The sequence below is a fragment of the Spongisporangium articulatum genome (assembly GCF_044465595.1).
Classification (GTDB): domain Bacteria; phylum Actinomycetota; class Actinomycetes; order Actinomycetales; family Kineosporiaceae; genus Spongisporangium; species Spongisporangium articulatum.
This window is the reverse complement of sequence record NZ_JBITLV010000004.1, coordinates 386,449-399,649: the sequence shown is the minus strand read 5'-3', so window position 1 is coordinate 399,649 and position 13,201 is coordinate 386,449. Positions and strand designations below refer to the sequence as shown.

10 protein-coding genes are annotated in these 13,201 nt (G+C 72.7%); 3 read left to right on the top strand and 7 right to left on the bottom strand.

Annotated features, from left to right (window positions below; genetic code table 11):
• Window positions 1–14: 14 nt before the first annotated feature.
• On the bottom strand, window positions 15–1,301 hold the full coding sequence (locus ACIB24_RS14445) for a thymidine phosphorylase (RefSeq protein WP_398281510.1): 1,287 nt from the start codon (window positions 1,299–1,301) through the stop codon (window positions 15–17).
• Between the two features lie 195 nt (window positions 1,302–1,496).
• Between ACIB24_RS14445 and ACIB24_RS14440 the strand changes: the two genes are divergently transcribed.
• Window positions 1,497–3,146 (top strand): hypothetical protein, encoded by a 1,650-nt coding sequence (locus ACIB24_RS14440; protein ID WP_398281507.1) that lies wholly within the window; start codon window positions 1,497–1,499, stop codon window positions 3,144–3,146.
• A gap of 62 nt (window positions 3,147–3,208) precedes the next feature.
• Here ACIB24_RS14440 and ACIB24_RS14435 read toward each other — a convergent pair whose 3' ends face one another.
• The 6 genes from ACIB24_RS14435 to ACIB24_RS14410 all read right to left on the bottom strand — a co-directional run bounded on the left by ACIB24_RS14435 (window position 3,209) and on the right by ACIB24_RS14410 (window position 10,764).
• The gene (locus ACIB24_RS14435; protein ID WP_398281504.1) at window positions 3,209–4,477 is read right to left on the bottom strand and encodes an ABC transporter permease; all 1,269 of its coding nucleotides are present in this window, start codon (window positions 4,475–4,477) and stop codon (window positions 3,209–3,211) included.
• Entirely contained in the window at window positions 4,474–5,586 is a 1,113-nt protein-coding gene (locus ACIB24_RS14430) for an ABC transporter permease (RefSeq protein WP_398281501.1), read from the bottom strand. Before ACIB24_RS14430 ends, ACIB24_RS14435 begins: the two co-directional genes overlap by 4 nt.
• Window positions 5,583–7,169, bottom strand: a complete 1,587-nt coding sequence (locus ACIB24_RS14425; protein ID WP_398281498.1) for an ABC transporter ATP-binding protein — start codon at window positions 7,167–7,169, stop codon at window positions 5,583–5,585. Before ACIB24_RS14425 ends, ACIB24_RS14430 begins: the two co-directional genes overlap by 4 nt.
• 38 nt (window positions 7,170–7,207) lie before the next feature.
• Entirely contained in the window at window positions 7,208–8,245 is a 1,038-nt protein-coding gene (locus ACIB24_RS14420) for a BMP family protein (RefSeq protein WP_398281495.1), read from the bottom strand.
• Between the two features lie 140 nt (window positions 8,246–8,385).
• Complete coding sequence (locus ACIB24_RS14415) at window positions 8,386–9,576, bottom strand: amidohydrolase (protein WP_398281493.1); 1,191 nt, start codon at window positions 9,574–9,576, stop codon at window positions 8,386–8,388.
• A gap of 48 nt (window positions 9,577–9,624) precedes the next feature.
• Window positions 9,625–10,764 carry a mannose-1-phosphate guanylyltransferase gene (locus tag ACIB24_RS14410; RefSeq protein WP_398281490.1) on the bottom strand — a complete coding sequence of 380 codons (1,140 nt, stop codon included), beginning with the start codon at window positions 10,762–10,764 and terminating at the stop codon, window positions 9,625–9,627.
• A 112-nt stretch (window positions 10,765–10,876) separates the two neighbouring features.
• Here ACIB24_RS14410 and ACIB24_RS14405 point away from each other — a divergent pair, with 112 nt between their 5' ends.
• Window positions 10,877–11,953 carry a glycosyltransferase gene (locus ACIB24_RS14405; protein ID WP_398281487.1) on the top strand — a complete coding sequence of 359 codons (1,077 nt, stop codon included), beginning with the start codon at window positions 10,877–10,879 and terminating at the stop codon, window positions 11,951–11,953.
• Between the two features lie 11 nt (window positions 11,954–11,964).
• Entirely contained in the window at window positions 11,965–13,197 is a 1,233-nt protein-coding gene (locus ACIB24_RS14400; protein WP_398281484.1) for a D-alanyl-D-alanine carboxypeptidase family protein, read from the top strand.
• Window positions 13,198–13,201: the final 4 nt, after the last annotated feature.

Genomic DNA, 13,201 nt, shown 5'->3' with positions numbered 1-13,201 from the left:
CCGGACAGCCGGCGCTAGGCGATCCGGTCGATGACCAGCGGCCCACGGTCCGGGCGGGAGCCCTCGGGCGCGATGTCGAACCCACCCTCGAGGGCGGCGACCGCCGTGGAGAACCGCTCCGGGGTGTCGGTGTGCAGGGTCATCAGCGCCTCGCCCGCCCGCACCGGCGCGCCCACGGTGGCGTGCAGCTCGACCCCGGCGGCGGCCTGGACGTCGTCCTCCTTGCGGGCCCGCCCGGCGCCGAGCCGCCACGCGGCCTGGCCGACCGCCATCGCGTCGAGCCGGACCAGCACCCCGTCGGCGGGCGCGAGCACCTGCTGCGTCTCCCGCGCCGTCGGCAGCGGCGCGTCGGGGTCGCCGCCCTGCGCGGCGATCAGGGCGCGCCACGAGTCCATCGCGCGGCCCGAGGCGAGGACCGCCTCGGGGTCGGCGTCCACCCCGGCCGCCTCGAGCATCTCGCGAGCGAGTTCCAGGGTCAGCCGGACGACGTCGGGCGGGCCGCCACCGGCCAGCACCTCTAGCGCCTCCCGTACCTCGAGCCCGTTGCCCGCGGTCAGCCCGAGCGGCGTCGACATGTCGGTGAGCAGCGCGACCGTCCGCACCCCGGCGTCCCCGCCCAGCCGGACCATCGTCTCGGCCAGGACGCGCGCCTCCGCCTCGGTCTTCATGAACGCACCGGTGCCGACCTTCACGTCGAGCACCAGCGCCCCCGTGCCCTCGGCGATCTTCTTGCTCATGATGGAGCTGGCGATCAGGGGCACCGACTCGACCGTCCCCGTGACGTCGCGCAGCGCGTAGAGCTTGCGGTCGGCAGGAGCCAGGCCGGAGCCGGCCGCGCAGATCACCCCGCCGACCTCGGCCAGCTGGCGGTGCATCTCGTCGTTCGACAGGCTCGCGCGCCAGCCGGGGATCGCCTCCAGCTTGTCGAGCGTGCCGCCGGTGTGACCGAGCCCGCGGCCCGACAGCTGGGGCACGGCGACGCCGCACGCGGCGACCAACGGGGTCAGCGGCAGCGTGATCTTGTCGCCCACGCCGCCCGTGGAGTGCTTGTCGGCGGTCGGCCGGTCGAGACCCGAGAAGTCGAGCCGTTCCCCCGAGGCGATCATGGCCGTCGTCCACGCGGAGATCTCGGCGGCGTCCATGCCGTTGAGCAGGATGGCCATCAGCAGGGCCGACATCTGCTCGTCGGCGACGGCGCCGCGGGTATAGGCGTCGACGACCCAGGCGATCTGCTCGTCCGTGAGCCGGGTGCGGTCGCGCTTGGCGGTGATCACGTCAACGGCGGCGAACGGTTCGCTCATGGAACCGACGGTAGAACACCGCAGATCGCCACCGTGAAAACCGGGGGATTTCGGCGTTTCGTGTCGTAGATCACACCAATTTCCGGGTCTTTTCCCGTTTATATCCGACACGCCGAGTTGGAAATGCTTGAGGCCTTAATCGCCTAAAGCGAATCTTCGGGTGATCATCTTCCCTTCTTCCCCAGGGGATTCACCATGCGACCTGCCTGGAAACGCTCGCTGCGCCGATTCGCACGTCGCGTCTGGGTCACGACCCTCGCCGTAGCCGTACTCGGCACCGGCTCCATCGCCTTCATCGCGGCCTCCGCACCGGCCTCGACCGCCCACGCCTCCGGCCTGCCGTGGTCGAGCGGCGTCTACGCCGAGCACTCCGCCGACGAGGCGATGGCCTTCGGCACCTGGCGGCGCCGCCCCGTCGACAACATCAGCGTCTTCCCCGACCGCGGTTCGTGGGCGTCCATGAACAGCGCCTGGTACCTCACCGACAGCGTCATCCCCAAGGGCTTCAAGGGCGACATCGTCGCCGCCGTGCCCCTGTGGCCGCAGGGCAGCGACGTGAGCGCGAACGCCGACGGCCAGTGGCGCACCTTCGCCCAGCAGCTCGCCGACAAGGACCCGGACGCGTACGTCCGGCTCGGCTGGGAGATGAACATCGGCCAGTACTGGAAGGTCACGGCCGCCAACCGGACCGAGTGGATCGCCGCGTTCACCCGGGCCGTCAACGCCATGCACTCCGTCGCGCCGGGCCTGCGCATCGTGTGGAACCCGAACTGGGGCGGCGACCAGACCGGCACCTCCTCGCGCGACGTCTTCCAGGCTGTGAAGAGCCTCGTCGACGTGTACGCGATCGACATCTACGACTCATGGCCCGCCAACGGGCTGCGGGCCGGTGGCCAGCAGCTCGTCGGGCCCGGTGGCCTCGCCGACTCGCTGGCCTACGCCAAGGCCAACGGCAAGAAGTTCGCCGTCCCCGAGTGGGGCGTCGCCTGCGACGGCGGCGGCTGCCAGTGGCAGGGCCACGCGGGCGGCGACAACGCCGTCTACATCGCGGGACTGCTCGCGTTCCTGGCCGCGAACGCCGACCGCGTCGCCTTCGAGTCGTACTTCAACGAGCCGGCCGCCTACATCCGCTCCGCGCTCTACCCGACCGGCACCAACCCGGCCGCCGGCAACGCCTACGTCAAGGCGCTGACCGGCATCGCCGCCCAGCCGGACCCGGGCTCGGGCGCAGGCCCGGGGACGACGCCGAGCGCCTCCGCGAGCCCCTCGCCGAGCGCGTCGGTCACCGGGAAACCGACGGCTTCGCCGTCGGAGTCGGCCACGCCCGAGCCCAGCGAGTCACCGTCGCCGGAACCCACCTGGTCGCTGGACCCCAGCACCCGACCCACGGCCGAGCCGACCGACGAGCCGAGCCACAGCGCCTCCATTCCGCCCCCGACCACCCTGCCGACGTGGGACCCGTCGGAGGGCACCGGTCCGACGACCGGTCCGACCGGTCCAACGGACGGCCCGACCACGGGGCCGAGCGAGGGGCCGACTGTTCCCCCGACCGCGAGCCCGACGGACGACCTGAACGGGCCGCCCACGGCACCCGCCTCGCCGACGGACAGCCCGACGGCCAGTCCCACGGCCAGCCCCACGGACAGCCCGTCGTCCGGCCCGACCATCAGCCCGACCACGAGCCCGACCACGAGCCCGACGGACCCGGCGACGCCGCCGGTCACCCCACCGGTCGTGACCCCACCGGTGGTCACGCTGCCGATCTACATCTGCATCCTGACCGGGAAGACCGGCCCGCTGGACCCGGCGCTGATCGCGGCGGTGCTGGGCGGCGCCGGCGGGTGATCGCCGCCGTTGCCGGGTTTCACCGAGTTCCGCTCGGCGAGACCCGGCAGCGGCGATGATCTCTAGCGTTCGCCGCCCTTGCGGTAGGTCAGGCCGTCGGAGGCGGGCATGCGGAGGCGTTGCGAGGCCAGGGCCAGCACCAGCAGCGTGGTCAGGTAGGGCGCCATGAACGTGACCTGCGAGGGCAGGGTGTCGGTGTTCAGGTACCAGTAGAGGCTGCCGAGCGAGGTCACCAGCCCGACGCCCGCGGCCACCCACGAGCGCTGCACGGCGGAACGCACCGCCAGGGCCAGCAGTAGGGCGAACAGCAGGAGCAGCAGGGCGTGCACGGCGGCCGCGTTGCGCAACTGCATGGCGTCCGTGTAGCCGAACAGCCCGGCCCCGGCCACCAGCCCACCGGGCCGCCAGTTGCCGAAGATCATCGCGGCCAGGCCGATGTAGCCACGGCCGCCGGTCTGCCCCTCGCGGTAGATGCCGGCCGCGGTGATGGCCAGGAACGCGCCGCCGAACCCGGCCAGCGCACCCGAGACGAGCACGGCGACGTACTTGTAGAGGTAGACCTTCACGCCCAGCGACTCGGCGGCGTACGGGTCCTCGCCGCAGGAGCGCAGCCGCAGGCCGAACGGGGTCTGCCAGAGGACTACGTAGCTGCCGATCACGAGCAGCACGGCGAGCACGGCGAGGATCGGCACGCTCGTCGTCAGCCCGCGCAGGATGCCGGCCACGTCGGAGACCAGGAACCAGTGCGTGCGCTCGATCGGCCCGAGCAGCGCGTCGGCCCCCGGCAGCGACGGGTTGGGCAGGTCGCCGATCTGCGGCGACTGCGACTCGCCGCCCCCCGGCGTCCCGGCCAGCAGTTCGGAGGCGAGGAACTGGGTCAGGCCCAGGCCCATGATGTTGATCGCCACACCGGAGACGATGTGGTCGACGCCGAACGTGACGGTGGCGATCGCGTGCACGAGACCGCCGACCGCACCGAACAGTACGGCGGCGACCAGGCCGGCCCAGGGGCCGTGCTGCCAGCCGATCCAGCCGGCCCCGAACGTCCCGAGGATCATCATCCCCTCGAGCCCGATGTTCACGACGCCCGCGCGTTCGGCCCACAGACCGCCGAGCCCGGCCATCCCGATCGGTACTGCGAGACCCAGTGCGGCGGAGATTGTTCCGGACGACGTGAGGTCGTTGGCGCCGGCGATGACGCGCACCGCGGAGAGCACGACGAGCCCGAGCGCGACGAACAGCAGGAGCCGGTAACGACGGGCGCGCGACACCGGGGCGGCAGGTGCCGGGCCGGGTGCCGAGGTCGCGGTCGTGACGGTCTCGGCGCTCATGCCGCCACCTCCTCGGCCGGGGTCGTCCGGCCCAGGGCGCGGCCCACCTCGTGTTGTTCGGCGCGGACCCGGTAGCGGCGCACGATCTCGTAGGCGACCACCACCGACAGCACGATGACGCCCTGGGTGATCAGCACGATCTCCTTGGCCACTCCCTCGAGGTCGAGGATCAACGAGGAGCTGTCCAGGAAGCCGAACAACAGCGCACCGATCGCGACCCCGACCGCCGTGTTCCGGCCGAGCAGCGCGATCGCGATGCCGGTGAAGCCGATGCCGGCCGGGAAGTCGAGCGAGTAGCTGCCCGCCCCGTCGACGGCCAGCAGGTCGGGCATGCCGACCAGGCCGGCGACGCCGCCGGAGATCAGCATGCTGATCACGACCATGCGCCGGACGCTCACCCCGCTGGCGACCGCGGCCTCCTCGTTGGAGCCGGTGACCCGCAGGTCGAAGCCGAACCGGGTGCGCTCCAGCAGGAACCAGAACCCGAACCCGACCAGGACCGCCAGGACGCCCAGCCCGTACACCTTCAGCTGGGAGTCGGGCACCAGACCGAGCCCGGGGACCTGCCCGGACGGTGGGATCTCCTTCGTGCCGATGTTGTTGGACCCCTCGGTCCGCACCGCGAGGCGCCCCGGGGTGAGCAGGTAGGCGACGACGCCGGTGGCCACGAAGTTCAGCATGATCGTCGAGATCACCTCGCTGACCCCGCGGTACACCTTCAGCAGCCCCGCGATCCCCGCCCAGGCGCCACCCACCAGCACGGCGATGACCAGGGTGAGCCCGACGTGCAACGGCTTCGGCAGGTCGACGTTGCCGGCGAACGCGGCCGCCAGCATGGCCGCCAGCCGGTACTGCCCGTCGACGCCGATGTTGAACAGGTTCATCCGGAACCCGACGGCCACCGCGAGCGCCGCGAAGTAGTACGTGATCGCCGAGTTGATGATCAGCGTCGTCGTCCGCGGCTCGGCCGCGTAGTTCAGCATCGTCCGGTAGGTGCTGAACGGCGACGTCCCCGTGGTGAGCAGTACCAGCGAGGTGATGACCAGGGACAGGACGATCGCGAGCGCGGGGGCCGCGAGGGTGATGCCGATACTGCGCCAGCGGTTCACGCGACGTCCTCCGAACCGTCAGCCCCCGTCATGGCCGAACCGAGCTGCTCAGGGGTGGCCGTCGCCGGGTCGACATCGGCCACGACGCGCCCGCGCAGCATCACCTTGAGCGTGTCGGACAGGCCGATCAGCTCGTCCAGGTCGGCGCTGATCAGCAGCACAGCCAGCCCCCCGGCGCGGGCCTGCCGCAGCAGTTCCCAGATCGCGGCCTGCGCGCCGACGTCGACGCCGCGGGTGGGATGGGCGGCGATCAGGAGCCGCGGGCCGTCGCTCATCTCGCGCCCGACGATCAGCTTCTGCTGGTTGCCGCCCGACAGCGCCGAGGCGAGGACGTCGACGGACGGCGTCCGCACGTCGTACTCCGCCACGATCCGCTCGGTGTCGGCGCGGGCCGGACGGCGGGTCAGCAGCCCCCGGCGGCTGTTCGGCGGCCGGGTCTGGTGCCCGAGCATGCGGTTCTCCCAGAGCGGGCTCTCCAGCACCAGGCCGTGGCGGTGCCGGTCCTCCGGGATGAAGCCCATGCCGGCGATCCGGCGGGCCCGGGTCGACCAGACGGTGACGTCCTGCAGGGAACCACCGTCCCCGGCCAGCTCGATCCGCCCGGCGGCCGCCGGGCGCATGCCCATCAGCGCCTCGACCAGCTCGCCCTGGCCGTTGCCCTCGACCCCGGCGATGCCCAGCACCTCACCGGCGTGGATGGTCAGGTCGATGCCGGACAGCAGCGCGCGCCCGGTCTCGTCGGTGACGTCCAGCCCCGAGACCCGTAGCACGGGCCGGTCGGTCACCGTCGACTCAGCCGTCTCGGGCGAGGGCAGCTCGCTACCCACCATGAGTTCGGCGAGCTGCCGGGAGGTGACCTCGCCGGGCTTCACGCTGGCGACCGTCGTCCCCCGGCGCATCACCGTGATCTCGTCGGAGACGGCGCGCACCTCGTCGAGCTTGTGCGAGATGAAGATGATCGACAGGCCCTGCTCCTTGAGCCCGCGCAGCGCGTCGAACAGCTCGTCGACCTCCTGCGGCACGAGCACGGCGGTGGGTTCGTCGAGCACGAGGATGCGGGCGCCCCGGTAGAGCACCTTGATGATCTCGACGCGCTGCCGGTCGCCGACGCCGAGGTTCTCGACCTTCGCGTCCGGGTCGACGGGCAGCCCGTAGCGGGTACCGATCTCGCGGATCCTGGCCCGCGCGGCGGCCCGGTCGAGCCGCCACCCCTTCCGGGGTTCCGCGCCGAGCACGATGTTCTCGAGCACCGTGAAGTTGCTGGCCAGCATGAAGTGCTGGTGGACCATGCCGACGCCGCGGGCGATGGCATCGGCCGGGCTGTGCAGCACGACCTCTTCGCCGTCGATCTCGACGGTGCCCTCGTCCGGCCGGTGCATGCCGTAGAGGGTCTTCATCAGCGTGGACTTGCCCGCCCCGTTCTCCCCGACCACCGCGTGCACGGTGCCGGGGCGGACGGTGAGGTCGACGTCGTGGTTGGCCACGACGCCGGGGAACCGCTTGGTGATCCCGGACAGCCGGACGGCCGGGGCGGCCTCCTCGGGGGAGGCCACCCCGGCCGACTCGACCGGTTGCTGCGTCATGCGTCAGTGGTACCGCACATTCGCCCGCGACGGGATGGTCACGGGGTGGTGGGAACCTTGAGCGAACCGTCGGTGATCTTCTTCTCGAAGTCCTCGACGCCCGTCGTGTAGTCCTTCACGGCCGGGTTGGACTCCGAGAAACCGACCCCGTCGGCCTTCAGGTCGAACGTCTGGACGCCGGTCAGCGGTGAGCCGTCGACGTCGGCCTTGATGTAGTTGAAGACCGCCACGTCGACCTGCTTGAGCATCGACGTGAGCACGTACTGCTTCACCGAGGCGGCCGCCGTCAGGTACTGGTCGGAGTCGACGCCGATGGCCCACTTCTTCTTGGCCGCGACGGCCTCGAAGGCCCCCGAGCCGGACCCACCGGCGGCGGCGTAGACCACGTCGGCGCCGTCGTCGAGCATGCCTGCAGCGGTCGTCTTGCCCTTGGCCGGGTCGTTGAAGCCGGAGAAGTCCGGCGGCTCGCTCAGGTACTTGCTCAGCACCTTGATGCTGGGCTTGGCGGCCTTGGCGCCCGCCTCGTACCCGGCCTGGAACTTCTGCAGCAGGGGCGTGTTCACGCCGCCGATGAAGCCGATCGTGCCGGACTTCGAGGCGTTGGCCGCGATGACGCCGACCAGGAACGAGCCCTGCTCCTCGGCGAAGACCAGGCTGGTGACGTTGGTGTTCTTCAGCGACGAGTCGTCGATGATGGCGAACTTGGTGTCCGGGAACTCGTCCGCGACCTTGCCGAGCGCCGTGGCGTAGGCGAACCCGACCGCGATGACCGGGTTGTAGCCGCCCTGGGCGAGCAGCCGCAGCCGCTCCTCCTTCTGGGCGTCCGTCTCACCGTTGCTGGCCTCGAGCTCCTTGGCGGTGATGCCGAGCTCGGACTTGGCCTTGTCGAGACCGCGGGCCGCCGAGTCGTTGAACGACTGGTCACCGCGACCGCCGACGTCGTAGGCGAGGCCCACCTTCACGTCGGACGCCGGGGCCGACGACGACCCCGTGTCGCCCCCGCTGCTGCTGCTGCCGCACGCGGCGGCGAGCAGGACTACGGCCGCTGCCGCGACCACATGGCTGAACCGGCGCACCGGTACCTCCTGAAGATCCGACGTCCTGCGGGGTTTGACGCGCAGGAAAGAGCGGGAGGACCCGCTCCCGCCGGAAATCTAGCCGTTGCCTGTGACCCTCCGCGGGCGCACCGCCAACAGTGGCCGAACCGTGACCGGTATCAGGACCGAGCGTGTGTTTCGAGGTCACGCACCGCGATGGCGGCCAGGGTCCGCGCCCCCAGGCCCAGCGCCCGCTCGTCGGGGACGAAGTCGGGCCGGTGCAGGTCGTAGGTGTGCCCGCCCGGCGTCCGGGTGCCCAGCCGCAGCATCGCACCGGGCACCTTCTCCAGGATCCAGGCGAAGTCCTCGCCGCCCAGGCTCTGCGGGGTCAGCACCACCGTGTCCTCGCCCAGCTCGGCCCGCACCGCGGCCTCGGCGATCTCGACGCACGTCGCGTCGTTGACCGTCGGCGGGACGCCGCGCACGTGCTGGATCTCGGCCCGCACCCCGTACGGCTGCACGATCTCGCGCACCGCGTCGCCGATCAGCGCGGCGGCCCCGGTCCACACCGAGCTGTCCAGGCACCGGAACGTGCCGGCCACCTCGCCCCGCGCCGGGATCGCGTTCGGGGCCTGGCCGGCATTGATCCGGCCCCAGACCATCGCGACGCCCGAGCGCGGGTCCATCCGCCGCGACAGCACCGCCGGGACGCCGGTCACCACCTGGGCGAGCGCGAATACCACGTCCTCCGTCAGCTGGGGCCGCGACGTGTGCCCGCCCTGGCCGAACAGCCGCACGGTGATCTGGTCGGCGGCCGCGGTGATCGGCCCGACCCGCGACCCGACCAGCCCGACGTCCGTGTGCGGGTCGCAGTGCAGCGCGTACGCGCGCTCGACCTCGTCCAGCCCACCGTGCGCGATGACGTCGTGGGCGCCGCCGGGCATCAGCTCCTCGGCGGGCTGGAAGATCAGCCGGACCCGACCGCGCAGCGGCGCGCGCCGGTTCAGGTCGGCGAGCGCCAGGCCGGCCCCGAGGACGGCGGTCGCGTGCACGTCGTGCCCGCAGGCGTGCGAGACCCCCGGCGTGGTCGAGGCCCATGGGACGTCCGTCTCCTCGGCCAGCGGCAACGCGTCCAGGTCGCCGCGCAGGGCCACGACCGGACCCCCCGTGCCGATGTCGCACAGCAGGCCCGTGCCGGGCAGGCGTCTGACCAGCAGTCCGGCGCGCTCCAGGCGCTGCGCGATCAGCTGGGTGGTGCGGGACTCGTGGAAGCCGAGCTCGGGATGGGCGTGGATGTCCCGCCGCAGCTCCAGGAGTTCCGGCAGGTACGGCTCGAGCAGGGGTTCGACGGTGGGGGCGTGCGAGGCCACGTCGGCACGGTACTCGCGCTCCGCGGCCGACGAGGGTTCACCCCCCGTTCAGCGCAGGTCGTTTCGCCCGAGCTCGCCCAGCGTCTCGACGACCTTCTTCACGTCCTGCGCCCACTCGCGGGTGGTGACCAGTACGGCCGAGGGCGTGTCGATCACGACGACGTCCTTCAGGCCGAGGACGGCGAGCAGCCGCCCACCGGCGGGCACGGCGATCCCGGACGCGTCGACGTCCACCACCTGCGCGGCGTCCCCGACGACCTTGACCGCGGCGTCCCCCGGCAGCAGCGCGGTCAGCGACGCCCAGTCGCCCACGTCGTCCCAGCCCAGCGCGACCGGCACGACCGCGACCCGGCCCGCGGCGGCGGCCGGTTCGGCGATCGCGTAGTCGATCGCCACCTTCTCCAGCTCCGGCCAGTGCGCGGCCATCGCGGCGTCACGCCCGCCGGGTTCAGGACTGTCCCAGGCCTCGGCGATCGTCAGCACACCCGCGTGCAGCTCGGGCCGGTTGCGCTCCAGCTCGGCCAGCAGGACGTCGGCGCGGGCCACGAACATGCCCGCGTTCCACCGGTAGCCACCCTCGTGCAGGTACGAGGCGGCCGTGTCGGCGTCGGGTTTCTCGACGAACGCCTCGACCCGGTGCGCCGTCGACGTCCCCGGGATCTCGAGCTTCTCCCCGACCCGGATGTACCCGAAGGCGGTCGACGGGTGGTCGGGCTGGATGCCCAGCGTGACGATCTCGCCCGAGCGGGCCGCGGTCACCGCCTCCACCACGGCGGCCTGGAACGCCTTCTCGTCACGGATCACGTGATCGGCCGCGAACGAGCCGACCACGGCGTCGGGGTGCCGGCGGGCGATCACGGCGGCGGCCAGGCAGATCGCCGCGGCCGAGTCGCGCGGGCTGGGCTCGGCCAGCAGATTGGCGGCCGAGAGCTCGGGCAGCTGCTCGCAGACCGCGTCCTGGTGGGCCACCCCGGTGACCAGCGTGATGCCGTCGGACCCGGCCAGCGGGAGCAGGCGGTCCCAGGTCTGCTGCAGCAGCGTCCGGCCGCACCCCGTCAGGTCCAGCAGGAACTTGGGGCTGGCCTGCCGGGACAGCGGCCACAGCCGGGTGCCCGCACCGCCCGCCGGGACGATGGCGTGGAAACCGGGCACGAGGGGCGGCCGGCCGCGGGAGGAATCGGACGTCACGTCACCCAGAGTAGAAGGAAGTGCAGGTCGGCGTCTGGAGGCCCGGGAATCATCACCCGCGAGACGCCCCTCGTTCACGGTCACATCATGAGCGCCACGGACGCTGACGGACATGTCGGATCTATCTGTCCGTCCGGAACTGGAGTCCCACGCCGACGCCGGGGGCCCGCGCCGCCTGCGGGTCGCCGTCGTCGCCGAGACGTTCGAGACCGAGCCGCTGCGCCCCGGCTTCGCCGCCACCCGGGCCGTCGTCGGGCTGCTGGAACACCTGCGGGCCCGCGGTCACAACGCCGTCCTGCTCTGCCCGGCCCCGGCGGGGGGCCGCTGCGCCCCCGGGAGCGTGGCCGGGGCCCCGGTCGTGACCGTGCCCGGCGTCCGGCTGTCCGGCGTGCGCGTCGGGCTGCCGACCCGCACGGTGATGCGGACGCTGGCCAGCTTCGCGCCCGACGTCGTCCACCTGGCGTCCCCCGTCCTGCTCGGGGCCGCCGCCCTCACCGCGGCCGGTCAGCTCGGCGTCCCGACGTTGGCGGTCTGCCGGGACGACGACCGCGCGCGGCTGGTCCGCCCGCTGCGGTCCGCCTGGCAGCGGCGGGTGCACTCGGCGGTCGACCTCACGCTCGTCGGCTCGAGCGCGGGCCTGGCCCGGTTCGCCGCCCTCGGCGTGCCGCGCGTCGCGTACGCCGGGCTCGGGGTGGACGGCGACCGCTTCCACCCGGGGCTGCGCGCGGGCGAGGGGGCGCGCACCTTCCGGGCCCGGTGGGACGCCGACGAGTCGTGCGTCGTGATCGGGCACGACGGAGCCCCGGAGCTGGGGTTCGGCGAGCTGCCGGGCGTGCGCAGCGTCGTGGTCGGCGACTCCCCCCAGGCGTTCGCCGCGCTCGACCTCTACCTCGGGACGGGAGCGGACGCGCCGGGCGTGCTGCGCGCGCTGGCCAGCGGAGTGCCGGTCGTGCGGCCCGCCGGACCGGGCGAGGACGTCGACCGGCCGCGGCCCGACGGCCTGCTGCACGACGGGACGGCGCGCGGTCTCACGCGCTGCGTCCGCGAGCTGGTCGACGACGCGGACCGGCGGCGCTGGGCGGGTCTCGCGGCCCGTTCCGGGTTCGAGCGCCGGGCCGCGCAGGCGCACGGTGACGAAGTTCTGGCCCGCTATCGCGAGCTCATCACACTGCGCAACGCGGGCCAGTAGTCTCTGGCCCCATGCGCAACAGCGGGCGGTGTGTGCTTGTCGCCTGCCTGCTGATCGGCGCCTCACTCACCGGGGCCCCCGCACTCGCCGGGACGACGACCACCCCGACCCCCACGCCGACCTACGGTTCGGGGCCCGGCACGTCCCTCACCGTCGGCGGCGAGCGGCTGGGAGTGGCGGGCACGCAGCTCGACCGGCCCGGCGGCGTCCCGGCCCCGAAGGTGCCCAAGGCGACGTCCTGGCTGATCGCCGACCTGACGAACCACACCGTGCTGGCCGCGCGCAACGCGCACCGGGGCCTGGCCCCGGCGTCCACGTTGAAGATCTTCACCGCGCTGGCGCTGGCCACCGAGCTGAGCCCCCGGCAGGTGTACACGGCCAAGCCGGCCGACGCCGCGATCGACGGGACGAAGGTCGGGCTGGTGCCCGGTTCGAGGTACACGGTCGACGACCTGGTGCACGGCCTGTTGATGGGCAGCGGCAACGACTGCGCGCACGCGCTCGGGCAGCTGTCCGGCGGGCAGGCCGCGGCCGTGGCCAAGCTGCAGGCCGTCGCCCGGGACCTCGGCGCGCTCGACACCGTGCCGCGCACCACCAGTGGTCTCGACGCCCCCGGCCAGACCAGCAGCGCCTACGACCTGGCGCTGGCCGGAGCCGCCGCGCTGCAGAACCCCTACCTGGCCAAGGTCATGACGACCCGGCAGTACGCGTTCCCGGGGCGGGGCAAGTCGTTCGGGAAGTCGCGGGACCGGTTCTCCACCCAGAACCACAACCACCTGCTCGGCACGCTCCAGGGCGCCACCGGGGTGAAGAACGGGTACACCGTCGCCGCGCAGGCCTCGTTCGTCGGGTCGGCCAGCCGGGGCGGGCACAGCTACCTCGTGGTGATGATGCACACCGGCGGCGCGACCATCTTCACGGGCGCCACGGCGATGCTGGACTGGGCGTTCCGGTACGGCCCGCAGGTCACCCCGGTGGGCACCCTTGTCCAGCCGGGCGAGCTCGGTGCCGGGACGGAAGACGCCGCCCCGCAGGCGGTCCCGCACCTGGCCGGCGCGCAGCAGGCTCCGCTGGCCGACCGGTTGGCGAACGCGGCCCAGGTGCGCCTGGAACGGCTCGGTCTGAGCCGCGACGAGCTGTACGTGTTCGTCGGCGCCGTCCTCGTCGCGGCCCTGGCCGCCGGTTCGCTCGTGCTCCGGCAACGCCGGTCCCGGCAGGTGCGGCACGAGAGGTTCTACTACTGATGTC

Coding starts and splice junctions, on each gene's coding strand:
- ACIB24_RS14445 (WP_398281510.1), bottom strand. CDS start 1,301: ATGAGCGAACCGTTCGCCGCCGTTGACGTGATCACCGCCAAGCGCGAC.
- ACIB24_RS14440 (WP_398281507.1), top strand. CDS start 1,497: ATGCGACCTGCCTGGAAACGCTCGCTGCGCCGATTCGCACGTCGCGTC.
- ACIB24_RS14435 (WP_398281504.1), bottom strand. CDS start 4,477: ATGAGCGCCGAGACCGTCACGACCGCGACCTCGGCACCCGGCCCGGCA.
- ACIB24_RS14425 (WP_398281498.1), bottom strand. CDS start 7,169: ATGACGCAGCAACCGGTCGAGTCGGCCGGGGTGGCCTCCCCCGAGGAG.
- ACIB24_RS14405 (WP_398281487.1), top strand. CDS start 10,877: ATGTCGGATCTATCTGTCCGTCCGGAACTGGAGTCCCACGCCGACGCC.
- ACIB24_RS14400 (WP_398281484.1), top strand. CDS start 11,965: ATGCGCAACAGCGGGCGGTGTGTGCTTGTCGCCTGCCTGCTGATCGGC.